The sequence below is a fragment of the Arthrobacter sp. StoSoilB13 genome, assembly GCF_019977255.1.
Classification (GTDB): Bacteria; Actinomycetota; Actinomycetes; order Actinomycetales; family Micrococcaceae; genus Arthrobacter.
Genome location: NZ_AP024647.1, coordinates 1,813,985 through 1,840,052, shown reverse-complemented (window position 1 = coordinate 1,840,052; position 26,068 = coordinate 1,813,985). Strand labels below are relative to the sequence as shown.

Below are 26,068 nucleotides of genomic sequence, written 5' to 3'. Positions count from 1 at the left end.
TCAGGCACCTTTCCCGAATGTCTGGACTGCGTGCAGGAGAGCGGCGTCCCCGGTGTGTGCGAGTTGATCCGCTGCGTTTTGCAGCGGCACGCCGTCCACGGCTGCTTCCCATGCCTGGCGGAGACTCCGCACTCCGGCTCCGGGTCCGTCCGGGTGCGCTGCGACGCCGCCGCCGGCGAGCATCATCAGGTCTGTCGAACCAACTGCGTCGAATGTCGGGCCAGGGGTGGTGACGTTCTGACCTGAGGACAAAACAGGAAGCGGTGCAATGGTCTGTCCGAGAGGTTCGAGCAGGCAGCGGATGTTGGAGGCGACCTCCTCATCGAGCTCATAGAACTTGCTGCCCAGTCCGCTTGCGTGAAGGTGGTCTGCGCCGGCCAGACGGGCCATCTGCTGCCATACCCGGTAATCCATACCCAGGGCTTTGGACCTCATGGAAGCTGCCAGGCCGGCCCGGTGGCCATGGATGGGAACCTCGGCGAAGCTTCGCAACAGCGCCAGTGCAGGCATTCCCATCACTGGAATGTTCAGCATCACGCAGCGGCCGCCGGCTTCAACCACCAGGTCGTGGCGCTTTTGCAGCCCGGCGAGGTCGCCGGTGATGTTGAACGCATACATGGTGGCGTGGCCTGTGAGCTGCTCGGCAGCGCGGATCTCTTCCGTGGCGACGGCGACCCGGCGTTCCAAAGGAAGGTACGCCGGATCAGTCATGAGCTCATCGTCCTTGATCAGGTCGATGGAGGCCATGGCCAGATCACGGACCACGAGCCGGAATTCATCTTCGGAAAGTCCTACATTGGGCTTGACGATGGTGCCAACCATGACGCCCTGGACATCGCTGATGAGCTTGCGCGTGCCCTCGATACCGAAGGCCGGCCCGGGGTGGGCGGCAACGAAATCTTCAGGCAGCCGAATGTCCTGAAGCCTGCATGCGTAAAGATCGCCCAGCTCGAAGAGGTTGCCTGCGATGGCTGTCTGCAAAGTGGCCAGGTCCGTGCCGACATTCTCCATCGGGAAGTCAACGGTAACCACGGCAGCGCGGACCTTTTCCGGGTTTGCCCGGGATGTCAGCGAAGGACGGCAGAAGCCAATTTCCTGAACAGCCGAGATCCGCGCTGCGTGTCGCTCCCGGATCCGGGCGGACTCGCCCGGCACCGGGAGGAAGGTGCCGCTGGACTGCTCGCCAGCCATGATGGCAGCGGCCTTCTCCGGGTCAATCTCGGACTCAAGGTAGTAGGTGCAACGCACCGAGCGCGGGTCGCGCATGGACTCTCCAATTCGGGGGATTTGAAACTTACGTATCCGATGTCACCTGCAGGTACTTTCACTTCGCTCTCGCTCCAGTGCGGGCTCAAGCAGGTGACTCGAACTTCGCTTTCACGGCATCTTCGGTGATTCCGTTGATCGAAGTTGTACGTACCTTTGATACGTACAATAATAGGTGGTGTGGATCACGTCAAGGCCGGTTGTTGTATGGTCCCCATCGCGGACCGAGGCTTCAGGGCTAAGATTGGACAGCGGCAAAGGAGTCAATGTGAGTTTGGAATCGGCAGAAGCAGCGGCGGAGCCGGTGGGACGCATCAGCCCACTGAGCCGGGACAGCGGCGGTCCTCTCCACGCTCAAATCCGGGACATCCTTCACCGTCAGATCGTGGACATGGCACTGTCCCCAGGATCTTCATTGCCCACAGAAGAAGAGCTGCAAAGGCAGTTCGGGGTCTCCCGCAGCGTGGTGCGCCAAGCTTTGTCCGGACTTTCTGACCTTGGACTGATCCGGCGTCAACGCGGCCGGGGCAGCGTCGTAGCATCGACACCCGTGCTCCGACGCCACGTGCAGCGCGCAGGCGGCCTGGACGAACAAGCCGCGGCGCACGGCCAGCGCCTCCGCACCCATGTCATCAGCGTGGAACCGTCCGAACCACCCCAATCGGGCATCGACGCCCTCAACACCACCAATACCTGGAAAATCGAGCGGGTCCGCTACCTCGATGACCTTCCCGTAGCATTCATGCGAACGTGGGTCCCGCGAGACTTCTTCCCGCACTTCACGGCCGAACTGCTCGAAGACGCGTCGCTGCTGAGCCTGATGCGCGACCACGGATACCACCCCGCCGGCGGACCCCGCCAAGTACAGGCAGTCTCATCAGATTCTGACCTGGCCCGAAGGCTGAACATCAATACCCGCGAACCACTGCTCCTGCTCCAGGGAGTTACTCGCGACGCCCTCGGCCACGGCCTCGAATGGTTCAACGTCTGGCACAGCCCCAACACGGTCTTCGACGTCGATGCGCAAGTCACAACCCAGCCTGGACGTGTCTCGCAAGAGCACATCCGGCGCTTGCGGAACCTGACCCAGCAGATGGAATCAGAATTAGCAGATCTCGAGCGAGGAGCACATTAGAAGGCGGCCATTCCTCGGCTCAGATCCAGTCACGCTCGGAACCCCCGTGTCTCATAGCCGATATGCCACAAACGCTGATATTCCGAGACGGGCATAGCCGGGGAACCGGGTGGATTTCGCGGTAGTTACGGCGACACAGAAACGGGAGGGCGACACCCACATATAGGTGTCGCCCTCCCGTTTGCGCGGCGCCAGCGAATTTGCGCGGCAGTGAAGCGTCAGTCCTCCACGACGTCGATATGCGTCGGGTCCAGGACGCGGCGCAGGAATTCCTTGGTTCGCGGCTGGGACGGGGCGCTGATGACGTGTTCCGCCGGGCCCTTCCTCCACTACGACGCCGGCATCCATGAAGACCACGCGGTCAGCCACTTCGCGGGCAAAGCCCATCTCGTGGGTGACCACCAGCATGGTCATGCCTTCCTGGGCCAGTTTGCGCATGACGGCCAGGACATCACCCACCGTCTCCGGGTCAAGGGCGGACGTTGGCTCGTCGAAGAGCATCAGCTGCGGATCCATGGACAGCGCGCGTGCAATGGCTACGCGCTGCTGCTGGCCACCGGAAAGCTGGTCCGGAAAACGATCGGACAGGTGTCCAAGGCCAACGCGTTCAAGGTTGCGGCGCGCGACGTCGGCGGCCTCGGACTTGGACCGCTTGAGGACCTTCATCTGCGAGATGGTGCAGTTGTCCAGCACGCTCAGGTGCGGGAACAGGTTGAAGTGCTGGAACACCATGCCAACGCTCTGACGCATGCGGTTGAGGTCGACGTCGGGGTCGGTGGCCTCGAACTTGCCCACGTTGATGGTGCCCGCATTTGGGTGTTCAAGCAGGTTCACGCAGCGCAGGAGGGTGGACTTTCCGGAACCCGAGGGCCCGATCAGGCACACGACCTGGCCCGGTTCAACGGTCAGCGAGATGCCTTTGAGAACCTCATTGTTGCCGTAGGACTTGCGGAGGTCCTTGATGTCCACGCCTGCGGCGCGAACGGCTGCGGTGCTCCCGGTGGAGTTATTCATGACTGTCCTGCCTATCGCTTCGTCCGCGCGGAGCGGCTTTCGAACTTCCGTGCCAGGAGGCTCAAGGGGATGGTGATGACCAGGTAGAAGGCACCCGCCACGAGCAACGGCGTGAGGCCGGCTCCGAGGCTGGAGATGCCGTCGCGGCCGAACTTGGTCAGCTCATACTGGGACGCGGTGAGGCCCAGGACGTAGATCAGCGAGGAGTCCTTGGTGAGCAGGATGATCTCGTTGGTCAACGGCGGAAGGACGATTTTGAAAGCCTGCGGAATGACGATGGAGACCATCGCGCGCCAATGCGGCATGCCAAGGGAGCGGGCGGCTTCCATCTGTCCCTTGGGCACGGCCTGGAGGCCGGCGCGCAGGGTTTCGGCGATGTAGGCGGAGGCCACCATGCCCAGGGAAACCATGACCACGATGTTGACGTCCCACTGGACACCGAAGGCCAGGGGCACACCGTAGCCAAAGGCGATGAAGACCAGCAGGGCGGGGACGCCGCGGAAGAATTCGATGTATCCGGTGGCGAGCCAGCGGTAGAGGGGGAAGGAGGAGAGCTTCATCAGGGCGAGCAGCAGACCACCGGAGAGGCCCACAACGAAGGCAAGCGCCGTGTAGATGAGGGTGTTCTTGAGGCCGATCAGGAAGATGTCGGGGAACATCGGGCCGATTTTGGCGAAGTTGAAGACGCTGTTTCCAACGGTCTTCCAATCCACGGCGAGGATTACTGCGGCCAGGGCCACAACGAAGATCCCGGCCTGTACGTACAGACTGACTTTGGCTCGTTGACGTGCAGTCATTGCCATGGTGTTCTCACATTCGTAGTGCGCAGGTGGGGCCCCGAACGGACTGCTTTAACAGATCGTTGCGGGGCCCGCCTGCGTGATTCTGGGGAGCCGGGGCTCGGACTACTTCTTGGTTGCTTCGCCGAACCAGGTTGTCTCGAACTTCTTCAGGGTGCCGTCATCGGTGAGGCGCTTCAGGGTCGCATTGACGGCGTCAGCCATGGCGGTGTTGCCCTTCTTGATGGAGATTCCCAGCTTCTCGCCCGTTGCGTAGTCTTCAACGCGCTTGAGCTTGGAATCGTCCATGATGGCGTAACCCAGAACCGACTGGTTGCCGACGGCGGCGTCGATGGTGCCTGCCTTGAGGGCCTGGACCAGGAGGCCGGAGTCCTCGAACTGCTGGGCGTCGATTCCCTTGTCCTTGGCGTACTGGGCGCCGGTGGTGGCCTGCTGGACGCCCACCTTCTTGCCCTTGGCACCGTCAAGGTTGCTGATGCCCGAGGACGAGGTAGCCACGAGGGTCAGGTCGTCGTCCATGTACGGGTTGGAGAAGTCCATGACGTTCTTGCGGACGTCGGTGATGGAGATTGAGGAGATGGAGACGTCGCAACCAGTCAGTGCAGTGCCGGTCTCGATTGCTTCGAAGGAGCTGTCCACCACGTTGAGTTCGGCCTTGAGGTCCTTGGCCACTTCGTTGGCGATGTCCATATCGAAGCCGACGATCTTGCCGTCCTTCTGGAACTCGAAGGGCTCGTAGGGGACATCCGAGCACACAGTGAGCTTGCCGGCGTTGATGAGCTTGGGGCCTGAGCCACTCGAGGCAGCCGGAGTGGAGGCGCCACCGCAGGCGGTCAGGGCCAGGGCGCCTGCTGCGAGCACGGCGGCCATCTTGGTGCCGGACAGAACCGAACGGGAGATCTGCATGTTTTTTACCTTTTGTTGCAGTGGATGCTGAGCTGAGTCGGTTTTAGTGTAGCGCCCAACGTGAGATGTGCATCACAGGAAACTTAGTTTCACTATCAGATAACTAGTTTAGCGAATATGCAAGTGCCGCCCGCGAGTCCCAGTCTGAGATCCCAGATTCAGCGCTGGATCCCCAGGGCCTCGAGCATTGGCCGGAATTTGGCCCATGTCTCGGCAAGCTCAGCCTCAGGCTGGGAACCTTCCACGATCCCGCAACCCGCGTAAAGGCGCACTGTGTTGGCGTCCTCGATGACCGCGCCGCGCAAAGCAATGCCCCATTCGCCATTGCCGGCAGCATCAAGCCAACCCACCGGCCCGGCGTAGGGGCCACGGTCCAGGTGCTCCAGTTTCCGGATCAGCGCACCGGCCACCAAAGTAGGTGTTCCGCACACTGCCGCGGTTGGATGCAGCGCATTGATCAGGGCCAAGCACGTGGGCACATGACCTTCAATATCAGCAAGCTCAGCTTTGACGTCCGAGGCCAGATGCCACACATTGGGCAGTTCCAGAATGAAGGGCTCGCTGTGGGAGTTCATCGCCTCGGAAAACGGCGCCAGCTGGCGGGTCAGCGAATCAATCGCAATCTCATGCTCGTGGCGCTGCTTTTCAGATCCGGCCAGAACCCGCTCGGCGTAGGCCATGGGGGATCCGTCCACACCTTCGGCGTCGCGGCGATCCAACGTGCCGGCCAGAACGCGGGCCTGAGCCGTGCGACCCTCCACCTGAATCAGCATTTCCGGTGTCGCACCCACCAGGCCGTCAACGCCATACGTCCAGCATTCCCGGTACCGTGCCGCCAGCTGGCGAAGCACCTCCGCAGCGTTCACGCCGGCAGGCAGGTTGGCTACGACGTCGCGCGCCAGGACAAGTTTCTCCAGCTTGCCGGTGCGGATTTCCGCCACGCCGTTGGAGACAGCCTGCATCCAATCCGTTTCGCTCAACGACCCCCGGCTGAGGTAACCAGCCGCACCGTTGGGCGAAAAAGCGTCAGGTGACGGCCCGACGTCGGACCCCCCTGCCGTAGTGGCCTCACCATCGGCTTCATATGGGTCGGTGCTTGTCAGCCAGCGGTCCAGGGCGGCGAGGACGCCCGCCTCGGTGAGCTCGGCGTCGTCGAAAGTCAGTTGGGTGGCCCAAGCGCGGCCATCGCGGATGCCGACCACCATCTCAGGGACGATCAGCCGGGAAACGTGCGGGGACATCTTGGAAAAAGCGAACGAGCCGAACGCAACCGGGCCAGTGCCCGGGATCTCCACGTGATCGATGATTTCGGCCTCAAGAATGAGGTGCCGCCACCAGATATCAGCCTCAAGGAAGCGCTCAGGCCCCGAGGCGTTGAACCGTGTCAGCTCGCCGTACCCCACCAGACCGGCTTCGCGGCGTGACCAGCAGAGGACGTCGTCCCGGACCAGAAACGACGGCAGCCCCCCGGAGGATGATTCGACATCGAGGGGGACTGTCAAGGTACGGAGCGTGCTCGTCATGATGGAACAACAGTACTCCCGCGTGCCGCCAGAACCTGAGCCGAGTTCTACAGCGCAGCAAAGTCGGCTGAATGTCTGAGACAATTGCAGGGTGAACCGAGCATCCTTGGAAAAGCGTCCGGACGAAGTTGCGACGATGTTTGACGATGTCGCCCCCAAATACGACGTCGTGAATGACGTCCTCTCCATGGGGCAGACGCGTCGGTGGCGCCGCATCGTAGTGGATGCCATGGATGTGAAGGTGGGCCAGAAGGTCCTGGACCTCGCCGCTGGAACGGGCACCTCAAGCGAACCGTATGCCGATGCCGGCGTGGATGTCGTGGCCTGCGACTTCTCTTTGGGCATGCTCAAAGTGGGCAAACGCCGCCGCCCGGACATCGACTTCATCGCCGGAGATGCCACCAACCTGCCGTTCGCGGACAACAGCTTTGACGCTTCCACCATTTCCTTCGGCCTGCGGAATGTTGTTGAACCGCGCAAAGCCCTCGAGGAAATGCTGCGCGTCACCAAGCCCGGCGGCCGGCTGGTCATCGCGGAATTTTCGCACCCCGTGGTGCCGCTGTGGCGCAACCTCTACACCGAATACCTGATGCGCGCCCTCCCGGCCATCGCCACCAAGGTCTCCTCCAACCCGGATGCCTACGTCTACCTGGCAGAGTCGATCCGCGCCTGGCCGGATCAGGACCACCTTGCCCAGTGGCTCAGCGACGCTGGCTGGACGGACATCACCTACCGCAACCTCAGCGGCGGCATCGTTGCCGTACACCGCGCGCAGAAGCCGGCCGAGCACCGCGAAAGCGTGCCCGTGGCCAAGCTTCGCCGCCAGATCAAACCGCGCCGGTCCGGCAGCCAGCCCACCTGACGTGCCACTTATTTAGGACGACGTGAAAGTACTGATTGTTGGCGCGGGACCCGCCGGGTCCACCGCCGCGTATTACCTCGCCCAGGGCCGGCATTGATGTCACAGTCCTGGAGAAGACCTCCTTTCCCCGCGAAAAAGTCTGCGGCGACGGTCTCACTCCGCGCGCGGTCCGTGAAATCCAGAAGCTCGGATTGCCGCATGCTGAGTCCGAGGGCTGGCGCCGAAACAAGGGTCTTCGACTCATTGCAGGCGGCCGTACCATCGAGCTGCCTTGGCCCGAGGTTTCAGACTTTCCAACCTACGGACTGATTCGGACCCGGCTGGGCTTCGACGAAGAGTTGGCCCGTCACGCACAGGCCGCGGGCGCCGTCGTGCTTGAACGCCACAGCGTCACGTCCGCCCTGCAGTCCGACGACGGCCGCGTCATCGGCGCACGGGCGTCCATCCTCGACGAGTCCGGACGCAAGACGGGCGAAACGCGTGACTTCCATGCCGACGTCGTACTCGCTGCGGACGGCAACTCCACGCGCACCGCTGTGTCGCTGGGTATGCACAAGCGTGATGACCGTCCGTTGGGCGTCGCCGTGCGAACTTACTTCACATCTCCCAGGCACGAAGACGACTGGATGGAAGGCTGGCTGGAGCTCCCCGGCAAGTCCGGCAAGCCGCTGCCCGGCTACGGCTGGGTGTTTGGGGTCGGCGACGGAACGTCCAATGTTGGCCTGGGAATCCTGAACTCGTCCAAGGAATTCGGCAAGCTGGACTACAAGCAGGTCCTGCGCGAGTGGACGGCTGGGATGCCCGCCGATTGGGGCTTCACGCCCGAGAATCAAGTGGGGGAGATCCGCGGTGCCGCGCTGCCCATGGGCTTCAACCGCACGCCGCACTACTCACCCGGACTGCTCCTGCTGGGCGACGCCGGTGGCATGGTGTCCCCCTTCAACGGCGAGGGTATCTCCTACGCCATGGAGTCGGCCCGGTTCGCGGCTGAGTTCCTTATTGACTCTGCTTCACGTTCCGCTTCCGCCGGATGGACCGCCGACGACGCCGACGCCCACCTTTCGCGGTACGCGGACTATGTGCGGGACCAGTGGGGATCGCACTTCACTTTGGGGCGCATGTTTGCTTCCTTGATCGGGAAGCCTGCCGTCATGAAGCTCGCACTGCGCACAGGCATGCCCATTCCGATGCTGATGCGCTTCGTGGTGCGTATGCTCGCCAATCTCACGGACCCGTCCGCGAAGGGCTTCGAAGACCGCGTAATCCGCGTCCTTGAGATGCTCGTCCCGGCCACGTCCAACACTTCCCCTGTCCGTCCTTTTAAGGCGGCAGACTCCGACACCGCGGTTTCCGCAACAACTAGTTAGGGTTAAGCCGTGACGAACTCTGCCGAACACAGCTGGACGCATGCCGGGCACGGTCTGCCGGACACTGTTGAGCCTGCCCCCAACACCACCGCCATCGCCACAGGGCTCCAGCTGCCCGCCGGTTTTGCCGCCATCGCCGGCGACGCCGAACTCGGCCCAGCCATCACCACCAACCTGGCCCGCGTGGAAAAGAAGCTTCGCGAAGCTATCTCCAACTCGGACCCCCTTGCTGACGCAACGTCGCGCCATCTGGTGGAAGCCGGCGGCAAGCGCATCCGTCCGCTGCTCACATTGCTGTGCGCACACCTGGGAGACGCATCCCGTCCCGAGGTGGTCCAGGCGGCAGTTGTTGTTGAACTGACGCACCTTGCAACCCTGTACCACGACGACGTCATGGACTCCGCACCCTTCCGCCGCGGCGCCCCGACGGCCCATGAAGTGTGGGGCAACTCGGTGGCAATCCTCACCGGCGACCTCATCTTTGCCCGCGCCTCCATCCTCGTTTCCGAGCTCGGCTCCCGTGCCCTCGGCATCCAGGCCCGCACCTTCGAACGCCTTTGCCTCGGCCAGCTCCACGAGACCGTGGGCCCGCGCGAGGACGAAGACGCCGTGGAGCACTACCTCTCCGTCATCGCCGACAAGACTGGCTCCCTGGTTGCAGCCTCCGGCCAACTTGGCGCGATCTTCGCCGGAGCCGATCCCACATACGAGGACGTGTTGGTTGAATACGGCGAAAAGGTGGGCGTGGCCTTCCAGCTTGCCGACGACGTCATCGATGTCACCGGCGTGAAGGTCAAGTCCGGCAAGTCCCCGGGCACCGACCTCCGCGAAGGCGTGCCCACCTTGCCCGTGCTCCTGCTCCGCCGGGATGCTGCAGCGGGGGATTCCACCGCGGCTGCCCTGCTGGAGTTGGTGGACGGCGACTTGACGTCCGATGCCGCCCTTGCCGATGCTGTGGCTGGTTTGCGCGAACACCCTGTGACCACCGAATCCTGGAAGATCGCCCGCCAGTGGTCTTCGGAGGCCATTTCGGCTCTGGCGCCGCTGCCTGAGGGCGTTGTTAAGACGTCGCTGACCAACTTCGCGCACGCAGTGGTGGACCGGAGCAGCTAACTTCCTCGTTCCGTTTAACGCAACGCGGGGTCACTTACGGCCCATCCCTGGGGGATTTATGGGCCGTAAGTGACCCCGCGTTGCTTAATGTGCTGTGTTTTCAGCTATATGGAAAACTCCACGGTTCCGTAAATAAGATCATGGTTGTTGGAAAATCATTGACGCAAAAAGTTGCGTATGTGACAGAGTTGTCATAAGCTATTCACGGATCCACTAAATGCCTCCGGTGGGTCTGATGCGAACGGAGATTGTGGTCCCGGTTCGGTGCAGCGTATGACTCGTAACGTTGCAGCGGACCGGGGCCATTCCGTTTAACAGCAAGACCTCAAGGGAGGGCCATCGCCAGCCCAAATAAAAACAGCCCCCGCACCGCCCATCAAGGGGAGCGCAGGGGCTGCCAGTCAGAACTTAGTCTTCGTCGTTGAACGCCCACTCGAACATGTCGAAGACGAATTCGGAGAACGTGCCTTCTTCGCTCTTCCACTGGCCGCGGGCGTTGTTGCGGCGCCAGACGATGGGGTCCGGGATGCTGACGTCGGCGATGCGGAAGCCCCAGGTGAATTGTTCCTCTTCGTCCTCGAGGAACATGAGGAAGCCTTCGTCATCCACCTCGAGTTCTTCGGGATCCCAGAAGTAGTGGTACGCCTCCATGAGGTCCTCGCAACCACCGAGGGCAAGGTAGAACTCGCGCAGAGCCAGGGGGATCGTAAAGGAGTGATCGGCGAGGGCCTCGTCCAGTTCCTCTGGTGTAAGGCCGTCTTCTTCCTGCCATTCATCCTCGAGATACTTTGGGACCAGCGCGCGGAACTTCTCGAGGAACATGTCAGTCATGCTCTTATCCTAGCTAATCGCGGGCACCCGAAATTGCGCCCGTCCCGGTGCCCGCACGCTGCCATCCGCGCACGGCCAGTGGCACGTACCAACTGCGCCTCCAGGCTGTGACGCGGAAGGCGAAAACAATGCCGGCCACCAGGCATGCGGTGAGCCCGCTGAACAGGCCAAGGTGCCAGAGCAGGGTGGTCAATCCGGCCCCCACAAACGCGGGTAGCGCGTAGATGTCGCGTGCATCAAAAAGGGTTGGAACCTCGTTGGCGGTGATGTCGCGGAGCAGGCCGCCGCCCACTGCCGTGGTGACACCCAAAAGGATTGCAGCCACCGGATTCATCCCGGACGTGAGCGCCTTCAGCGTCCCGGTGATGCAGAAAAGGGCCAGCCCGCCGGCGTCGAACAGTGTTAACAGGGAGGTGAAGCGCTGCACAGAGGAGAAAAGGAAGTACACCAGCAGCGCAGCGAGCAGTGGCGGAATCAGGTAGACCGGGTTTGTGAAAGCAACGGGTGGTCCGGCGTTGATGACGACGTCGCGGATCGCACCGCCACCCAGCGAGACGATGGAGGCGAGGAGCACTGAACCCACGATGTCGAATTGTTTGCGGGCTGCCAGCAGCGAACCCGAGACCGCGAAGAAGAACACGCCGACCAGGTCAAGCCACAGAAGGACAATGTCGATGGAAATCAAGTGGACGGGTTCTTTCTGCCTGCGACTCTCAGTAGGTGCTGGCTCAACGTTACGCTAGCTCCCATGAACAGCCCCGTTTTGATCGCCTGTGCCCACGGAACCCGCAACGCCGAAGGCCAGGCCGCCATCCGTCGCGTCATGGCCGAAATCGAAGCCCTGCGCCCCGGCCTGCAGGTCCTTGAGGCGTACGTGGACGTGCAGGAACCCGAGTTGTCCGGGGTGGTGGAGGGTCTGCCTGAGGGGACCGCCGCCGTCGTCGTACCGCTTTTGTTGAGTACCGGCTTCCACATCAAGGTGGACGTGCCCAAGGCGATCAAGAGCCGGCCGGAAGTAGTGGCCGCGAGGCCGCTGGGTCCGGACCCGCGCTTGGCGGAGCTGCTTGCCACCCACTTGCGCGCCGCCGGACTGAAGGAGAACGACGGCGTGCTGCTGGCTGCCGCAGGATCGTCCCTTCCGGACGGCTCGGTGGACTCGGAGGAGCAGGCGCGCCAACTCGCTGAGCTGCTGCCGAACAAGGTTCGCGTCGCCTACGGTGCCAGTGCGCAGCCAACAGTGCCCGACGGCGTCGCCTCCTTGCGCGCCGAACTCGCCGAAGACGGGGCAAACGGCAGGGTTTTCGTCGCCTCGTACCTGCTGGCAACGGGCTACTTCCACGACCAACTGGCTAAGGCTGGGGCGGACATTGTTACGGCTCCTTTGCTGCCGTCGCCGGTTCTGGCGGAGATAGCGCTGGAGCGTTACGACGCAGTGTTGGCAAGGGCGTCCTAACCTTTATTGGCGCGGAGGGAGCCCAAAAAGGACCTGCATATACAGGCTCCCGGGACAAGGCCGCTGGCGTGTTCGTGACGAAATGTTTCCCTAGGTGACTTAGCGTTTCCGGACCTTTGCTGACGAAAAGTGGCCAGACCTAAAGTCGACGTATGACAGATACAGCTGTAGCCGGTGCGCCCGCGGACTCCGCAGTCCCCTCGCGCCCAGCACGCACCCGCCCTGCCGCCAAGCCCCACGGCCAGTGGAAGGTTGATGGCACTGCGCCGCTCAACGCCAACGAAACCTGGAAGCAGGAAGACAACGGGCTGAATGTCCGTGAGCGGATTGAGTCTGTCTATTCCAAAGAGGGCTTCGACTCGATCGACGGCACCGACCTTCACGGCCGTTTCCGCTGGTGGGGCCTTTACACCCAGCGCAAACCCGGGATCGACGGCGGCAAGACCGCAACCCTTGAGCCGCACGAGCTCGAAGACAAGTACTTCATGCTGCGCGTGCGCATCGACGGCGGTGCGCTGACCACCGAGCAGCTGCGCGTTATCGGCCAGATCTCCGTGGACTTCGCCCGCGGCTCGGCCGACCTCACGGACCGCCAGAACATCCAGCTCCACTGGATCCGCGTGGAGGATGTGCCCGAAATCTGGCGCCGCCTCGAATCCATCGGCCTGTCCACCACCGAAGCCTGCGGCGACGTTCCCCGCGTCATCCTCGGCTCCCCGGTTGCCGGCATCGCCAAGGACGAGATCATCGACCCCACGCCGCTCATCCACGAGCTCGCCGAGCGTTTCATCGGCGACCCGGAGCTGGCCAACCTGCCTCGTAAGTACAAGACCGCCATCACGGGCCACCCGTCCCAGGACGTAGTGCACGAGATCAACGACTTCGCCCTGGTGGGTGTCGTCCACCCCGAGCTCGGCGCAGGTTACGACCTCTGGGTTGGCGGCGGTTTGTCCACCAACCCGCGCCTTGCCGAACGCCTCGGTGTGTTCGTCTCGGCCGACGTCGCCGCCGAAGTGTGGCTGGGCGTCACCAGCATCTTCCGCGACTACGGCTACCGTCGCATGCGCACCAAGGCCCGCCTGAAGTTCCTGATGAACGACTGGGGTCCGGCCAAGTTCCGCCAGATCCTGGAAGACGAATACCTTGGCTTTAAGCTTCCGGACGGCCCCGCCGCTCCCAAGCCGACGGCTCCCGGCGACCACATCGGTGTCCACGAGCAGAAGGACGGCAAGTTCTTCATCGGTGTGACCCCCACGGTGGGCCGCACGTCCGGCGAGGCGCTGGTCAAGCTCGCCGACACGCTGGAGCAGCACGGCAGCTACCGCCTGCGCACTACTCCTCACCAGAAGCTCGTCATCCTGGACGTTGCCAAGGAGCAGGTGGAGCCGCTCATCGCTGAACTGGACACCCTGGGCCTTTCCGCCCGTCCGTCCGTGTTCCGCCGCGGCACCATCGCCTGCACAGGCATCGAGTTCTGCAAGCTGGCCATCGTGGAAACCAAGGTCACCGCGGCTACGGCCATCGCCGAACTGGAACGCCGCCTGGCTGACCTCGTGGAGACCAAGCAGCTGCCCCAGGCACTGTCCCTCCACATCAACGGCTGCCCCAACTCCTGCGCCCGCATCCAGACCGCGGACATCGGCCTCAAGGGCATGATGCTGCCAACGCCCGACGGCGACCCCACCCCGGGTTTCCAGGTTCACCTCGGTGGCGGGCTGGCCAACAACGAGCGTGAGGAAGCCGGTTTGGGACGTACCGTCCGCGGCCTCAAGGTCACGGTCGAAAACCTGCCTGACTACGTGGAGCGTGTGGTCCGCAAGTTCGTCGCCACTGGCGCCGAGGGCCAGACCTTCGCGGAGTGGGCACTCTCCGCAGATGAAGGAGACCTCCAGTGACAGTTGCAACCAAGCGTTCCAATGAAGAACTCAAGGCTCTGGCCGAGGCCGGGGCTGCAGAGCTCGGCTGGAATGCTCCCGCCCGCGATGTCATCGCCTGGGTTGCCCGGAACTTCGAGCTGCCCGCAGTAACCGTCGCCTGCTCCATGGCCGACGCCGTACTGCCGGCCTTGGTCGCTGACCAGCTTCCCGGCGTCGACGTCTTGTTCCTGGAGACCGGCTACCACTTCAAGGAAACGTACGAAACCCGCGACGAAGTCGCCGCCAACCTGCGCGTCAACGTGGTGGACGTCCTCCCGGAGAACACGGTGGAACAGCAGGACCGTTTGCTGGGCAAGGACCTGTTCGCCCGCGACCCCGCCCAGTGCTGCGCGCTGCGCAAGGTAGAGCCGCTCCGCCGCTCACTTGGCGGCTACGAGGTGTGGTTCACCGGTGTGCGACGCGACGAAGGACCCACCCGCACCAACACGCCGGTGATCACTTGGGACGAGGGCTTTGGCCTGGTCAAGGTGAACCCGATGGTCGACTGGACCTTCGACCAGCTGGTCGAGTACTCCGAGGACAACATCCTTCCCGTCAACCCCCTCCTGAGCCAGGGCTACCCGTCCATCGGCTGCCAGCCCTGCACCCGCAAGGTGGCCCCGGGTGAAGATCCCCGCGCCGGCCGCTGGGCAGGATCCGACAAGACAGAATGCGGACTACACACATGAGCACATACACAACTGAGGAGTCCACCCTGGTGACTGAAGCCGCTGTCTCTACGCGCCTCTCCAGCCTGGACACCCTTGAGTCCGAGGCCATTCACATCATCCGTGAAGTTGTTGCTGAGTTCGAGAAGCCTGCGCTGCTGTTCTCCGGCGGCAAGGATTCCGTGGTCATGCTGCACCTGGCCACCAAGGCTTTCTGGCCGGGCAAGGTTCCTTTCCCGGTCCTGCACGTGGACACCGGCCACAACTTCCCGGAGGTCATCGACTTCCGTGATCGCACCGTTGAGCGTCTTGGCTTGAAGCTGGTTGTTGGTTCGGTCCAGGAGTTCATTGACCGTGGCGAACTGGCCGAGCGTGCCGACGGTACCCGCAACCCGTTGCAGACCGTTCCGCTGCTGGATGCCATCCAGCGCAACAAGTTCGACGCCGTGTTCGGCGGCGGCCGCCGTGATGAGGACAAGGCCCGCGCCAAGGAGCGCATCCTGAGCCTCCGCGATGAGTTCGGCCAGTGGGACCCGCGCAACCAGCGCCCCGAGCTGTGGAACCTGTACAACGGCCGCCACACCGTGGGCCAGCACGTCCGCGCGTTCCCCATCAGCAACTGGACCGAGCTGGACATCTGGCGCTACATCGAGCGCGAGAACATTGAGCTCCCCAGCCTGTACTACGCCCACGAGCGCGAGGTGTTTGCCCGCGACGGCATGTGGCGTGCGGTAGGCGAGGTTTCCGAGCCGTTGCCGCACGAGGAAGTCATCACCAAGCTGGTTCGCTACCGCACGGTGGGCGACATGTCCTGCACCGGTGCCGTCGAATCCGACGCACGCACCGTGGCCGACGTCGTTGTTGAAGTCGCTGCCTCCACCCTGACCGAACGTGGCGCCACCCGAGCAGATGACCGCATCTCCGAGGCAGCCATGGAAGACCGCAAGAAGGACGGCTACTTTTAAATGAGCACCGATACCGTATTCCTGGATGGCGGGCTTGAGTCTGCGCCGCTCCCGTCCACGCTGTTCCGCTTCGCTACTGCCGGGTCGGTGGACGACGGCAAGTCCACTTTGGTGGGCCGCCTCCTTCACGATTCGAAGGCGATTCTTGCTGACACGCTCGACGCCGTTGCCCGCACCTCTGCGGACCGCGGCTTCGGTGGGGACAAGGGCGGGATCGACCTCGCCCTCCTGACCGACGGCCTCCGTGCCGAGCGCGAGCAGGGCATCACGATCGACGTCGCATACCGCTACTTCGCCACCGACCGCCGCAGCTTCATCCTGGCGGACTGCCCTGGCCACGTTCAGTACACCAAGAACACGGTGACCGGTGCGTCCACTGCGGATGCCGTCGTCGTGCTGATCGACGCACGCAAGGGTGTCCTTGAGCAGACCCGCCGCCACCTGTCCGTGCTGCAGTTGCTCCGCGTTGCCCACGTCATTGTGGCAGTGAACAAGATCGACCTCGTTGACTTCAGCGAGCAGGTGTTCCGCGACATCGAAACTGACGTGCAGAAGGTCGCCCGCGAGCTGGGACTTGGTTCCGACGGCGTGGCTGACCTGCTGGTGGTGCCGGTTTCGGCGCTCGACGGCGACAACGTCGTGGACCGCTCTGACCGCACCCCTTGGTACACCGGTCCCGCACTGCTTGAGGTCCTTGAAACCCTGCCGGCGGCTGACGAGCTGGAGGCCGAACTGGAGAGCTTCCGCTTCCCGGTGCAGCTGGTCATCCGTCCGCAGGGCGCCCTGGCACCGGATGCCGTGGCGGCTGGGCTCGATGTGGAGGCATACCGCGATTACCGTGCCTACGCAGGTCAGATCACTGAGGGCTCCGTCAAGGTTGGCGACGAAGTCACCGTTCTGAGCCCGGGCCACGAGCCTCGTATCACCCGGATTACCGGCATCGACTTCGCCGGCAAGGAACTTCAGGAAGCGGCTGCTCCGCAGTCCGTTGCCGTTCGTTTGGCTGACGAGATCGACATCGCCCGTGGCGACACCATCGCTGCCGCAGGCACGGTCCGCGAAAGCACGGCTGACCTGTACGCCTCGCTGTGCTGGCTCTCGCCCAAGCCCCTGCGCGAGGGCCAGAAGGTCCTGGTGAAGCACGGTACGCGCACGGTCCAGGCCCTGGTTCGCAACGTCACCGGCAAGCTGGACCTGGCCACCTTCAACGTGGAGCCTGCCTCGAGCCTTGAGCTCAACGACATCGGACACGCCCAGCTTCGCCTGGCTGCTCCGTTGCCGCTGGAGAACTACCTGCACCACCGCCGTACGGGCGCGTTCCTGGTGATCGACCCCATCGACGGCAACACCCTTGCCGCCGGCCTGGTCAAGGACCACCCTGGCGATCACGAAGACGAGCGCTACGTCATCTAAGGTCGAAAAGTCAGATAGACCGCAGCTTGTTCGAAAATCCCGGCCTTGTACGGCGGGGGACTTCGAACAAGCTGCGGTTTTTTCATTGAGCGATTAAGCAGGAAGATCACTACATGCCACAGAACACAGCACTCAGCACCCTGTTGGACGCCGGCCAGGACCTCGTCCTGGATGGGGCCCTTGCCACCGAATTGGAGGCCCACGGCTGTGATCTTGAGGATGCCCTATGGTCGGCCAAGGTCCTGCTGGAACAGCCACACCTGATCAAGCAGGTCCACCGGGACTATTTCGACGCCGGTGCCTCCGTGGCGATCACAGCGAGCTACCAGGCAACTCCCCAGGGGTTTGCGCGTCGCGGGCTATCCGTGGAGGAATCGCTGGAGTTGGTGGCCCGGAGCGTCCGACTGGCCGACGAGGCCCGCCGCGAGCACGCTGCGGCGAACCCTTCCAGCGGCCCTCTTCTGGTGGCCGGATCCGTAGGTCCCTACGGCGCCTATCTGGCTGACGGCTCGGAATACCGGGGCGACTACACCCTGAGCGGTGCGGAGTTCATGGATTTCCACCGCCCGCGCATCGCCGCCCTTGTGGATGCCGGGGCGGACTTCCTGGCGTGCGAGACCCTGCCGTCGTTCGCCGAAGCGGAGGCGCTGTTGGCGCTCGTGGCGGAGTTCGACGTCGAATCTTGGTTTACGTTCACCCTGCGGGATGCGGAGCACATCAGTGATGGAACGCCGCTGGCGGACGTGGCTGCGCTGCTCCGCACGGAACCGCGGGTAGCCGCCGTCGGGGTTAACTGTGTGCCGCTGGAACTGGTGACGTCTGCGCTGGGGACGCTGAACGAAGTATCGGACAAACCGTTGGTCGCGTACCCGAACTCGGGGGAGACGTACGACGCCGTCACCAAGACGTGGGGCCCTTCCGCAGGTGGCCACGGCACAACTACCCTCGCCGGGAACGCCGCTGACTGGCGCGAGCGTGGAGCCCGGCTGATCGGTGGCTGCTGCCGCACGACGCCGCAGGACATCGCAGAGCTGGCAGCAAACATGACGTCAAGTGACCTTGGGTGAACCCAAGTGCCGCACAACCCCACGCCACATTGAAGGCCTGGCGGCGAATATGACGTCACGTGACCCTGCGTGAACGTTGGTTTCCATGGGATTGAAGCGGAAATATGACAGTCCCTACTGTGAACTTATGACCTTTCCGGAATGGTCCTTCCTTGCCCCGAACGGGCGATGTTAAGGGGCCTGATCTTCGCCCCTTTTCGCATCCCACATCTCCTTAGGACCTCCCCATGGCAAACACCCCCGAGTCACAGAAGCCCGATTCCGGCACCACCCGCATCGTCGCTGGTGAGACCAACAAGCCCAAGCGCCGCCGCGGCCTTGAGATCGGACTGGCCGTCGGCCTGGCCCTGCTGATCGGTGCAGGCGCCGCAGTGGCCTCCGTCGTCTCCCAGAACAACCAGGCCGCCCCGGCTCCCACGACGTCCCCGGCTGCCGAGCTCAAGCTGGGCTACTTCAGCAACGTCACCCACGGCCCGGCCCTGGTTGGCATCAGCAAAGGCATCATCGCCAAGGACCTCGGCGATACCAAACTCAGCACCCAGATCTTCAATGCAGGCCCTGCCGCGATCGAAGCCTTGAACGCTGGCGCCATCGACGCCACCTACATCGGCCCCAACCCGGCCATCAACTCGTTCGTCAAGAGCAACGGCGAGTCCGTCAGCATCATCGCCGGCGCAGCAGCAGGCGGAGCCCAGCTGGTGGTCAAGCCCGAAATCAACTCCGCGGCTGACCTCAAGGGCAAAGTCCTCGCATCTCCGCAGCTTGGCGGGACGCAGGACGTAGCCCTCCGCGCATGGTTGGGCCACCAGGGTTACAAGACCAACCCGGACGGCAGCGGCGACGTCAACATCAACCCGACCGAAAACGCCCAGACGCTGAAGCTCTTCCAGGACGGAAAGCTCGACGGCGCGTGGTTGCCTGAGCCGTGGGCCTCCCGTTTGGTCCTTGAAGCGGGCGCGAAAGTCCTCGTAGACGAGAAGGACCTGTGGGACAAGGGCGAATTCACCACCACCATCCTGATCGTGAACAAGAAATTCGCCGCTGAGCACCCGGAAACCGTGAAGGCACTGCTCAAGGGCCATGTTGAATCCGTGAACTGGCTTAACTCCGCAACGCCAGAAGAGAAGGCCAGCACCATCAACGCGGTCCTCAAGGACACGGCCGGCAAGCCGCTCCCCGCCAACGTGATCGACCGCGCACTGAAGAACATCACCTTCACCACTGACCCGCTCGCGGGAACGTACAAGAAGCTCCTCCAGGACGGTGTGGACGCCGGCACCACCAAAGCTGCCGACATCAACGGCATCTTCGACCTCCGGGCATTGAACGAAGTAGAGGGCAAGAAGACGTCCGCTGCAGGGCTCGGCCAGGACTAAGCAGCAACCGGCTGGTCCGCTTCCCCTCCGGAATACGGGTGGGGGAGCGGGCCGGCCTTCAGCCATATCAGCTCCACCAATCAACACGAAGGACGGGACCATGCCAGTCGTACTCGAGAACCTGGGCAAGCGCTTCGGCGACGGCGCCCCGGTGCTGGACGACGTCAATGCCACGATCGCGCAGGGCGAGTTCGTTGCCCTGCTTGGTGCGTCCGGCTGCGGCAAGTCCACGCTACTGAACATCATGGCGGGACTTGAGCATCCGACGTCGGGCGCTCTTGAGGTGCCCAGCGACGGCGCGGCGTTCATGTTCCAGGACTCGGCATTGTTCCCGTGGCTGACGGCGCGAGGCAACGTCGAGCTCGCACTTCAGCTGGCTGACAAGTCCAGCACCAAGGCCAGCCGCCGCGCACGGGCGACCGAATTGCTGGAACTCGTCCACCTTGGTGGCGCTGGCGACAAGCGTCCACATGAACTGTCCGGAGGCATGCGGCAACGCGTTGCCCTTGCACGTTCCTTGGCCCAGGACCGGCAACTGTTGTTGATGGACGAGCCCTTCGCGGCCCTTGATGCCATTACCCGCGACCTCCTGCACGACGAACTCGAGCGGATCTGGAAGGAAACCGGCCGCACCATCGTGTTCGTGACGCACAACGTTCGTGAGGCTGTCCGCTTGGGCCAGCGGGTGCTGCTTTTGTCCTCGCGTCCCGGCCGTGTTGTCGCCGAATGGGATGTGACCGAGGAACACCGAACCGATGCTGGTCGTGCCGGGGAGCTGACCGGAGTCATTACCCGCCGGCTACGCGAGGAGATCCGCCGCCATGCCAAGTAATCCCACCACTACCCAGGAGCGGACCCTGCCCGTGAGCGAATCCAGCGAGCACATTACTTCGCCGTCCTTGAAGGGCAACCCCTCCGAACTGCGCGACCTCGAAGCAGGCTTGGACAACCTCCAGTCCGATACCGGACGTAAGGCCGGCATCGAATGGAAGCGCGTACTGCTGCCGATCGCAGCCCTGGTAGTCCTCGTCCTCGCCTGGCAGTTCTACGTCTCCCTCGGCCTTAAGCGCCGTGACCAGGTTCCCGGACCCCTTGATGTGCTCAACCAGCTGGTGACGCTCTGGGGTGAAGGCAGGGTTCAGGAATCGGTGTGGACCTCCTTGCAGCGCGGCTTGATCGGCTTCCTGATTTCGGTGGTAGTTGCCACGCCTGTGGGCCTGTTGCTGGCTCAGGTTGCTCCGCTCCGCCGTGCGTTTGGGCCGCTGATTTCCGGGCTTCAGGTCCTGCCGTCAGTGGCCTGGGTGCCGGCCGCGATCATCTGGTTTGGCCTGACCGATGCCACCGTCTACTTCGTGGTCCTCATGGGTGCGATCCCGTCGATCATCAACGGCCTCATCTCCGGTGTGGACCAGATCCCGCCGCAGTACCGGAGCGTGGGTACTGTGCTCGGTGCGAACCGGCTGCAGATGGCCCTGCAGATCGTCCTTCCCGCAGCACTGCCCGGGTACATCGGCGGATTGAAGCAGGGTTGGGCTTTCTCCTGGCGCTCGTTGATGGCCGCGGAAATCATCGCTGTCGGTGGCACTATCGGCTTCGGTTTGGGCTCGCTGCTTGATCAAGGACGTGCACTGTCCGACATGGCCGTGGTCATGTCCGCCATCCTGTTGATCCTGGCTGTGGGCATCCTGATCGAGCTCCTCGTCTTCGGCCCGATCGAAAAGCGCCTCCTCCAGCGTCGTGGCTTGCTGGCGGGCAGCAGCCGCTAGGGTCCCGTTCTTAAAGCAACGCGGGGTCAGTTACGGCCCATGTTGAAGCTAAACATGGGCCGTAACTGACCCCGCGTTGCTTTGGCTGGCTAGAATCGGCGAATGGGCCTTCTAACGTTCAGCATCAACGTCACTTTGGATGGTTGCGTCGACCACCGTGAGGGCATCGCCGACGACGAGACGCATGCCCATTACACCCGGCTTTTGGAGGAGAGCGGCGCGATGCTCTGGGGCCGCACCACGTACGAAATGATGGAGGCCTACTGGCCGCTGGTGGCCCGTGGCGACGTCGATGCGCCGCCTGCCCTGCGCGATTGGGCCCTCACACTGGAGACCAAGCCCAAATACGTGGTCTCGGCGACCCGTAGTGACTTCCCGTGGACCAACAGCCACCACGTTGTCGGCGAGCTGCGAACGGCGGTGCAGGAACTCAAGGACCGGACTCCCCGCGGCGTGCTTGTGGGCAGCGGCAAACTTGCCACCGAGCTGGACCGGCTGGACCTGATCGATGAGTACAGATTCCTCATCCACCCCATGATCACCGGGCACGGCCCAACCCTGTACCAAGGCGGACTGCCCAGCACCCGACGCCTCGAACTGATCTCTGCCGAGCCGCTGAGCAACGGCGCGGTCGCCATGCACTACCGACGAGCCGGATAAGTTCCTTCGCCAGGAATTCCTGGGCCGCCTCACGAGTTGTCCCGGACATGCACAACAAACGGATCGGCTTCCTTTCCTTCGGCCATTGGGCACGCGTCCCCGGTTCACTGGTGCCATCGGCCGGCGAAGCAATCAAGCAGGGCATCGAACTGGCGGTGGCCGCAGAGGAACTGGGAATCGACGGAGCGTTCTTCCGTGTGCACCACTTTGCCCGGCAGCAAGCGTCCCCATTCCCGCTGCTCGCCGCGATCGCAGCACGGACCAGCACGATCGAGATGGGCACCGGCGTGATCGACATGCGCTATGAAAACCCGCTGTACATGGCGGAGGAGGCTGCGGCCACGGACCTGATCAGCGATGGCCGGCTTCAGCTCGGAGTAAGCCGTGGTTCACCCGAGCCTGCCCTGAACGGAGCCGCCAACTTTGGCTATGTTCCGAACGAGGGCGAGGACGCGGGCGACATGGCGCGGCGCCACACCGCGCTGTTCCGCAGGGCCATAGCCGGGCACGGGGTAGCCCAGGCTGATCCCCACTACGCAGGCGGAGCCACCGGACTTCTGCCCATCCAGCCACTCTCTCCAGGACTTCCACAGCGGATCTGGTGGGGTGCCGGAACCCGCAAGACGGCAGTCTGGGCCGCCGAGCAAGGCATGAACCTCATGAGTTCCACGCTCCTGACCGAAGATACCGGCGTCCCGTTCGACCAATTGCAAGCCGAGCAGATCCACCTGTTCCGCGAAGCCTGGGCAGCTGCCGGGCACGACTTCGAGCCCCGCGTTTCCGTCAGCCGCAGTATCCTGCCGATCGTCGATGAGGTGGACAACCGCTACTTCGGCCTTCGCGCCCAAGCGGACCGGCAGGACCAGGTAGGAATTCTCGACGGCGCGTTGTCCCGTTTCGGGAAGAGCTACATCGGTGAGCCGGACGAGTTGGCAGAAGAACTCGCAGCCGATGCAGCCGTCCAGGCTGCCGATACCGTCCTGCTGACGGTGCCCAACCAACTTGGGGTGGAGTACAACGCGAAGCTCCTGGGGAACGTCGCGAAGTACATCGCACCTGCTTTTGGCTGGGCCCGACAAACGCCCGAGTCCCGACAAACGCCCGAGTCCCGGCAAAACGCCTGAGTTACGGCAAAACGCCTGAGTTACGCCTACGAAGCGGCGGGCAGCCGCCCGATGCCCGCCGCTTCCACCGCAGTGTCCGAAACACCGGCCTCCGAAACCCCGGACCCCGAAACTGCAGGCCCGTCCACGAAAACCCGGTAACCGCGTTCGTGATCGAAGCCGTGGATCTCCCGGGTGTCCAAAGCAGCCATGAACTCCAACGTCTGCCGCGTGATGACTTGGCCCGGGACGAGGATGGGAAAGCCGGGCGGGTACGGCGTGACGAAGCCGGCGGAAATGACTTCCTGCCCGGCACGGACTGCAAGGGCCAGCTCGTCGGCGGACAAGTATGTCGTGGATTCTGGCTTGTAGCTTTCGAAGTAGGCTGCGCGGATATCCCCGTCTTCGCAGGCATCGTCCACACGGAACCGCGCCGCAAACGTGCTGAAGTCCGGGAGCGGTGGTGTCTGCCCAACCACCCCTGATGCTCCGGCCTGCGAAGACACAGGCACCGGCACTGTTCGGGGTCGCGCTGAGGGATGCGGGCTTTCGAAACCTTCGGCGAGTTTGACCAGCACCTCGATCAAGTACGCCACGGAACTCCGCGAAGTGCCGATGTTGGTCATGAACAGCACAGTGTTCCGGGACGTCTTGTTCACCTGGATTCCGTGATCGTCCATGAGGTAGCTGTGGCGGAACGTGTCGCCGTCGATGCCTGTCCTGCTGATGTCCAGCGTGAGGCGGCTGGGATCAATGACGAACTCATCGCGCTGCCAGGCGTCCTCAAGTTCCGCCAATCCCTCCCGCAGCGGCATGGCGGCGCTGGTTTCCCGGTATTGAGGCTCGATAAGATCCCGCGAGGTCAACACCCGGAAGTATTTCTTCAGCAGGGGATGCCGTGCAACGGCTTGCGCGACGGAAACGGCGAGGTCGGATTGCTTCTGGACCAAACCGAAACCTTCCAGCTCCACCTGCCGACGGCCAATGTCCAGGGACGCCAGGATTTGGTAGTTGGGCGAGGTGGAGGTGTGGGTCATGTACGCCTCGCGGAAGGACTCCTGGTTGGAGGCCATGAAGTCCTGGTCGTACACGTGGATCATCGAACCCTGGCGCAAGGACGTCAGGGTCTTATGCGTGGACTGGGTGGCGTAGACCCTGATGCGTGCCTTCGCAGGGTTGGGAATCAGCCGCGTGTTCAGCCAGGCCTCATCATCAACGGGTTCACCGGTGACAGGGTCATGCAGGGCCGCTGCCTGGCCGGCGTACCGGGCCGCGTAGGCAGGGTTGCTGAAGGAGGCTTCCAGCGCGGCTGCTGAAGCCATTGCCGTTCGACGCCGGTAGATGGGGTGGGAGCGGGCGAAAGCAAACCATGCCTCGTCCCAGAGGAAAACCAGGTCGGGTTTGATGGCCAGGCATTCCTCCATGACACGCTCGACGTCGTAAACGATTCCGTCAAAGGTGCAGTTGGTGAGCGTGACCATTTTGACTTCATGCAATCGTCCGGCCCGCCGGTACTCAAGCAGCCTGCGCTTCAAACTGGCCAAGGGCACAGCGCCATAGAAGGCGTACTTGTCCAAGGGGTAGGCATCCAGATATGAAACGCGGGCACCAGCGAGCACGAAGGCGTAGTGGTGGGACTTGTGGCAGTTTCGATCAACCAGCACAACGTCGCCAGGAGCCAGCAGAGACTGATGAACGATCTTGTTGGCCGTGGACGTGCCATTGGTAACGAAGTAGGTTCTCTGCGCTCCGAAGGGCCCGGGCGGCGAGGTCCTGCGCCTGCTTGATGGATCCATGCGGGTCCAGGAGCGAATCGAGGCCGCCGGACGTTGCCGAAGTCTCTGCCAAAAGGAGGTTTGTCCCGTAGAAATCGGCCATGTCCCGGATCCAAGGGGAGTTCCCTACGGATCCTCCACGCGAAATGGGCAGCGCGTGGAAGACGCTTGCAGGGCGTCGGCTGTAATCCTGGAGAGCTGTGAAGAACGGAGCCTCGTATCGTTCCGCAACCCCGGACAACAGGGACAAGTGCAGGTCCAAGTGATCCTGCCTGCGGAAAATCCTTCGGAACTTCCTGGTCAGCGATCCGGCCAGGGACTCGATGGAGACGCCTGCAACGAGGTAGACGTCCAGCTCAGGCCTGAGACCGGATATTTCCTCGGCCAGGCCAAGGATCCGTTTGACGGGTCGCAAGGCCTGCAGGCCTTCGGGCGTGTGCCCGGCCAGGAACCGGCGGAGGTCGGTGCCAAGCTGCCGGGAGCTGCGAACGGAGAAGCCCGGACGCAGGATCACTGCCTGGATGTCGGGGTTAAGCAGGACGGCGACCAACGCGTCTTCGTAGCTGGGAACCACATTGATTTCGTACGTGAAAGCATCGGAAGGGCGTCGCTGGGCTGCCATGCTGCCCTTCAGTGCCTCCGCTTCCTGGGCCGTGATGTTGTCCACCAGCAGGACCTCAAAGCGGGGTCGTTCAGCCTGCTCGGCTGGTGCAATCTCGTCCTCCAGCGACTCCTGGACAAGCCCGGATGATGAACCGTGCTCCGCTCCGGAAGCCAACGGAAGATGCGCCAAACCGGCCAGAAGTTCCAGCGCGGCGTGGGGGTCGCCGTCGTTCACCAAGTGGCGCAACTGGGCCACAGCCGCAACGCCCGGCTCTGCCCAGTAGGGCTCCACGGCTTCCAGGAGCGCAAAGGTCCGGCTGATCTGGGAGTGCAAACCTGAGTCGGAGGATCCTGCGTAAGGATCAAAGGCTAGCTGCTTGATGGCATATCCCAGGAACTCCCAAGCATCGGCGCGCGACCGCCAGGCGCGGCTGGGCGTGCCAATTTTTGGAAGGGGGGAGAGGGTGCTCATGTGAAGTGTGTTCT

The 26,068-nt window shown here is 63.2% G+C and carries 22 protein-coding genes and 2 pseudogenes; 15 read left to right on the top strand and 9 right to left on the bottom strand.

Going from position 1 to position 26,068, the window contains the following annotated elements; all coding sequences use genetic code 11:
- Positions 1 to 1,266, bottom strand: a complete 1,266-nt coding sequence (locus LDP01_RS08640) for a RuBisCO large subunit C-terminal-like domain-containing protein (RefSeq protein WP_224088486.1) — start codon at positions 1,264 to 1,266, stop codon at positions 1 to 3.
- Positions 1,267 to 1,534: 268 nt separating this feature from the next.
- Between LDP01_RS08640 and LDP01_RS08635 the strand changes: the two genes are divergently transcribed.
- On the top strand, positions 1,535 to 2,401 hold the full coding sequence (locus tag LDP01_RS08635) for a GntR family transcriptional regulator (RefSeq protein WP_224088484.1): 867 nt from the start codon (positions 1,535 to 1,537) through the stop codon (positions 2,399 to 2,401).
- 218 nt (positions 2,402 to 2,619) lie between these two features.
- On the opposite strand, the pseudogene LDP01_RS08630 reads toward LDP01_RS08635, so the two are convergent.
- From LDP01_RS08630 to LDP01_RS08615, 4 genes and pseudogenes are all read right to left on the bottom strand, one after another.
- A pseudogene (locus tag LDP01_RS08630) lies at positions 2,620 to 3,415 on the bottom strand (amino acid ABC transporter ATP-binding protein).
- Positions 3,416 to 3,426: 11 nt separating this feature from the next.
- Positions 3,427 to 4,218: an amino acid ABC transporter permease gene (locus LDP01_RS08625; protein WP_224088482.1), complete on the bottom strand. Its 792-nt coding sequence runs from the start codon at positions 4,216 to 4,218 to the stop codon at positions 3,427 to 3,429.
- A gap of 102 nt (positions 4,219 to 4,320) precedes the next feature.
- Positions 4,321 to 5,121: an ABC transporter substrate-binding protein gene (locus LDP01_RS08620; RefSeq protein ID WP_224088480.1), complete on the bottom strand. Its 801-nt coding sequence runs from the start codon at positions 5,119 to 5,121 to the stop codon at positions 4,321 to 4,323.
- A 158-nt stretch (positions 5,122 to 5,279) separates the two neighbouring features.
- Complete coding sequence (locus tag LDP01_RS08615) at positions 5,280 to 6,644, bottom strand: isochorismate synthase (RefSeq protein ID WP_224088478.1); 1,365 nt, start codon at positions 6,642 to 6,644, stop codon at positions 5,280 to 5,282.
- A 91-nt stretch (positions 6,645 to 6,735) separates the two neighbouring features.
- Here LDP01_RS08615 and LDP01_RS08610 point away from each other — a divergent pair, with 91 nt between their 5' ends.
- The 3 genes and pseudogenes from LDP01_RS08610 to LDP01_RS08600 all read left to right on the top strand — a co-directional run bounded on the left by LDP01_RS08610 (position 6,736) and on the right by LDP01_RS08600 (position 9,986).
- Complete coding sequence (locus tag LDP01_RS08610; protein WP_224088477.1) at positions 6,736 to 7,506, top strand: demethylmenaquinone methyltransferase; 771 nt, start codon at positions 6,736 to 6,738, stop codon at positions 7,504 to 7,506.
- Between the two features lie 22 nt (positions 7,507 to 7,528).
- Positions 7,529 to 8,873, top strand: a pseudogene (locus LDP01_RS08605) (geranylgeranyl reductase family protein).
- A 9-nt stretch (positions 8,874 to 8,882) separates the two neighbouring features.
- Complete coding sequence (locus tag LDP01_RS08600; protein WP_224088475.1) at positions 8,883 to 9,986, top strand: polyprenyl synthetase family protein; 1,104 nt, start codon at positions 8,883 to 8,885, stop codon at positions 9,984 to 9,986.
- Between the two features lie 408 nt (positions 9,987 to 10,394).
- Here the strand turns inward: LDP01_RS08600 and LDP01_RS08595 are convergent, their stop codons facing one another.
- Both LDP01_RS08595 and LDP01_RS08590 read right to left on the bottom strand, forming a co-directional pair.
- Positions 10,395 to 10,817, bottom strand: a complete 423-nt coding sequence (locus LDP01_RS08595; protein WP_224088473.1) for an SMI1/KNR4 family protein — start codon at positions 10,815 to 10,817, stop codon at positions 10,395 to 10,397.
- 13 nt (positions 10,818 to 10,830) lie between these two features.
- Complete coding sequence (locus LDP01_RS08590) at positions 10,831 to 11,502, bottom strand: trimeric intracellular cation channel family protein (RefSeq protein ID WP_224088471.1); 672 nt, start codon at positions 11,500 to 11,502, stop codon at positions 10,831 to 10,833.
- On the opposite strand from LDP01_RS08590, the gene LDP01_RS08585 reads away from it, so the two are divergent.
- The 11 genes from LDP01_RS08585 (at position 11,503) to LDP01_RS08535 (ending at position 23,225) form a co-directional block, all read left to right on the top strand.
- A complete protein-coding gene (locus LDP01_RS08585) occupies positions 11,503 to 12,270 on the top strand; it encodes a sirohydrochlorin chelatase (protein WP_224088469.1) in 768 nt (255 codons plus the stop codon). It begins immediately after the preceding gene.
- A gap of 152 nt (positions 12,271 to 12,422) precedes the next feature.
- A complete protein-coding gene (locus LDP01_RS08580) occupies positions 12,423 to 14,165 on the top strand; it encodes a nitrite/sulfite reductase (protein WP_224088467.1) in 1,743 nt (580 codons plus the stop codon).
- The gene (locus LDP01_RS08575; protein ID WP_224088465.1) at positions 14,162 to 14,875 is read left to right on the top strand and encodes a phosphoadenylyl-sulfate reductase; all 714 of its coding nucleotides are present in this window, start codon (positions 14,162 to 14,164) and stop codon (positions 14,873 to 14,875) included. Before LDP01_RS08580 ends, LDP01_RS08575 begins: the two co-directional genes overlap by 4 nt.
- Positions 14,872 to 15,819: a sulfate adenylyltransferase subunit CysD gene (cysD, locus tag LDP01_RS08570; protein WP_224088462.1), complete on the top strand. Its 948-nt coding sequence runs from the start codon at positions 14,872 to 14,874 to the stop codon at positions 15,817 to 15,819. Before LDP01_RS08575 ends, cysD begins: the two co-directional genes overlap by 4 nt.
- Entirely contained in the window at positions 15,820 to 17,232 is a 1,413-nt protein-coding gene (gene cysN, locus LDP01_RS08565) for a sulfate adenylyltransferase subunit CysN (RefSeq protein ID WP_224088460.1), read from the top strand.
- A gap of 113 nt (positions 17,233 to 17,345) precedes the next feature.
- Entirely contained in the window at positions 17,346 to 18,299 is a 954-nt protein-coding gene (mmuM, locus tag LDP01_RS08560) for a homocysteine S-methyltransferase (protein ID WP_224088458.1), read from the top strand.
- Between the two features lie 227 nt (positions 18,300 to 18,526).
- Positions 18,527 to 19,675 carry an ABC transporter substrate-binding protein gene (locus tag LDP01_RS08555; RefSeq protein ID WP_224088456.1) on the top strand — a complete coding sequence of 383 codons (1,149 nt, stop codon included), beginning with the start codon at positions 18,527 to 18,529 and terminating at the stop codon, positions 19,673 to 19,675.
- Positions 19,676 to 19,775: 100 nt separating this feature from the next.
- Positions 19,776 to 20,507 carry an ABC transporter ATP-binding protein gene (locus LDP01_RS08550; RefSeq protein WP_224088455.1) on the top strand — a complete coding sequence of 244 codons (732 nt, stop codon included), beginning with the start codon at positions 19,776 to 19,778 and terminating at the stop codon, positions 20,505 to 20,507.
- The gene (locus tag LDP01_RS08545) at positions 20,497 to 21,441 is read left to right on the top strand and encodes an ABC transporter permease (RefSeq protein ID WP_224088454.1); all 945 of its coding nucleotides are present in this window, start codon (positions 20,497 to 20,499) and stop codon (positions 21,439 to 21,441) included. Before LDP01_RS08550 ends, LDP01_RS08545 begins: the two co-directional genes overlap by 11 nt.
- A gap of 102 nt (positions 21,442 to 21,543) precedes the next feature.
- Positions 21,544 to 22,101 (top strand): dihydrofolate reductase family protein, encoded by a 558-nt coding sequence (locus LDP01_RS08540; protein WP_224088453.1) that lies wholly within the window; start codon positions 21,544 to 21,546, stop codon positions 22,099 to 22,101.
- A 47-nt stretch (positions 22,102 to 22,148) separates the two neighbouring features.
- On the top strand, positions 22,149 to 23,225 hold the full coding sequence (locus LDP01_RS08535; protein WP_224088452.1) for an LLM class flavin-dependent oxidoreductase: 1,077 nt from the start codon (positions 22,149 to 22,151) through the stop codon (positions 23,223 to 23,225).
- 26 nt (positions 23,226 to 23,251) lie between these two features.
- Here LDP01_RS08535 and LDP01_RS23685 read toward each other — a convergent pair whose 3' ends face one another.
- Positions 23,252 to 24,904 (bottom strand): Orn/Lys/Arg family decarboxylase, encoded by a 1,653-nt coding sequence (locus tag LDP01_RS23685; RefSeq protein ID WP_346658922.1) that lies wholly within the window; start codon positions 24,902 to 24,904, stop codon positions 23,252 to 23,254.
- Positions 24,858 to 26,054, bottom strand: a complete 1,197-nt coding sequence (locus tag LDP01_RS23680) for a PLP-dependent aminotransferase family protein (protein WP_346658872.1) — start codon at positions 26,052 to 26,054, stop codon at positions 24,858 to 24,860. The genes LDP01_RS23685 and LDP01_RS23680 overlap by 47 nt, the downstream gene beginning before the upstream one ends.
- Positions 26,055 to 26,068 lie beyond the last annotated feature (14 nt).

Excerpts from the sequence above, each read along its gene's own strand:
- cysD (WP_224088462.1), top strand. The coding sequence starts at position 14,872 with ATGAGCACATACACAACTGAGGAGTCCACCCTGGTGACTGAAGCCGCT.
- LDP01_RS08620 (WP_224088480.1), bottom strand. The coding sequence starts at position 5,121 with ATGCAGATCTCCCGTTCGGTTCTGTCCGGCACCAAGATGGCCGCCGTG.
- LDP01_RS08550 (WP_224088455.1), top strand. The coding sequence starts at position 19,776 with ATGCCAGTCGTACTCGAGAACCTGGGCAAGCGCTTCGGCGACGGCGCC.
- LDP01_RS08540 (WP_224088453.1), top strand. The coding sequence starts at position 21,544 with ATGGGCCTTCTAACGTTCAGCATCAACGTCACTTTGGATGGTTGCGTC.
- LDP01_RS08615 (WP_224088478.1), bottom strand. The coding sequence starts at position 6,644 with ATGACGAGCACGCTCCGTACCTTGACAGTCCCCCTCGATGTCGAATCA.
- LDP01_RS08640 (WP_224088486.1), bottom strand. The coding sequence starts at position 1,266 with ATGCGCGACCCGCGCTCGGTGCGTTGCACCTACTACCTTGAGTCCGAG.
- LDP01_RS23680 (WP_346658872.1), bottom strand. The coding sequence starts at position 26,054 with ATGAGCACCCTCTCCCCCCTTCCAAAAATTGGCACGCCCAGCCGCGCC.
- LDP01_RS08555 (WP_224088456.1), top strand. The coding sequence starts at position 18,527 with ATGGCAAACACCCCCGAGTCACAGAAGCCCGATTCCGGCACCACCCGC.
- cysN (WP_224088460.1), top strand. The coding sequence starts at position 15,820 with ATGAGCACCGATACCGTATTCCTGGATGGCGGGCTTGAGTCTGCGCCG.
- mmuM (WP_224088458.1), top strand. The coding sequence starts at position 17,346 with ATGCCACAGAACACAGCACTCAGCACCCTGTTGGACGCCGGCCAGGAC.
- LDP01_RS08535 (WP_224088452.1), top strand. The coding sequence starts at position 22,149 with ATGCACAACAAACGGATCGGCTTCCTTTCCTTCGGCCATTGGGCACGC.
- LDP01_RS08545 (WP_224088454.1), top strand. The coding sequence starts at position 20,497 with ATGCCAAGTAATCCCACCACTACCCAGGAGCGGACCCTGCCCGTGAGC.
- LDP01_RS08580 (WP_224088467.1), top strand. The coding sequence starts at position 12,423 with ATGACAGATACAGCTGTAGCCGGTGCGCCCGCGGACTCCGCAGTCCCC.
- LDP01_RS08625 (WP_224088482.1), bottom strand. The coding sequence starts at position 4,218 with ATGGCAATGACTGCACGTCAACGAGCCAAAGTCAGTCTGTACGTACAG.
- LDP01_RS08595 (WP_224088473.1), bottom strand. The coding sequence starts at position 10,817 with ATGACTGACATGTTCCTCGAGAAGTTCCGCGCGCTGGTCCCAAAGTAT.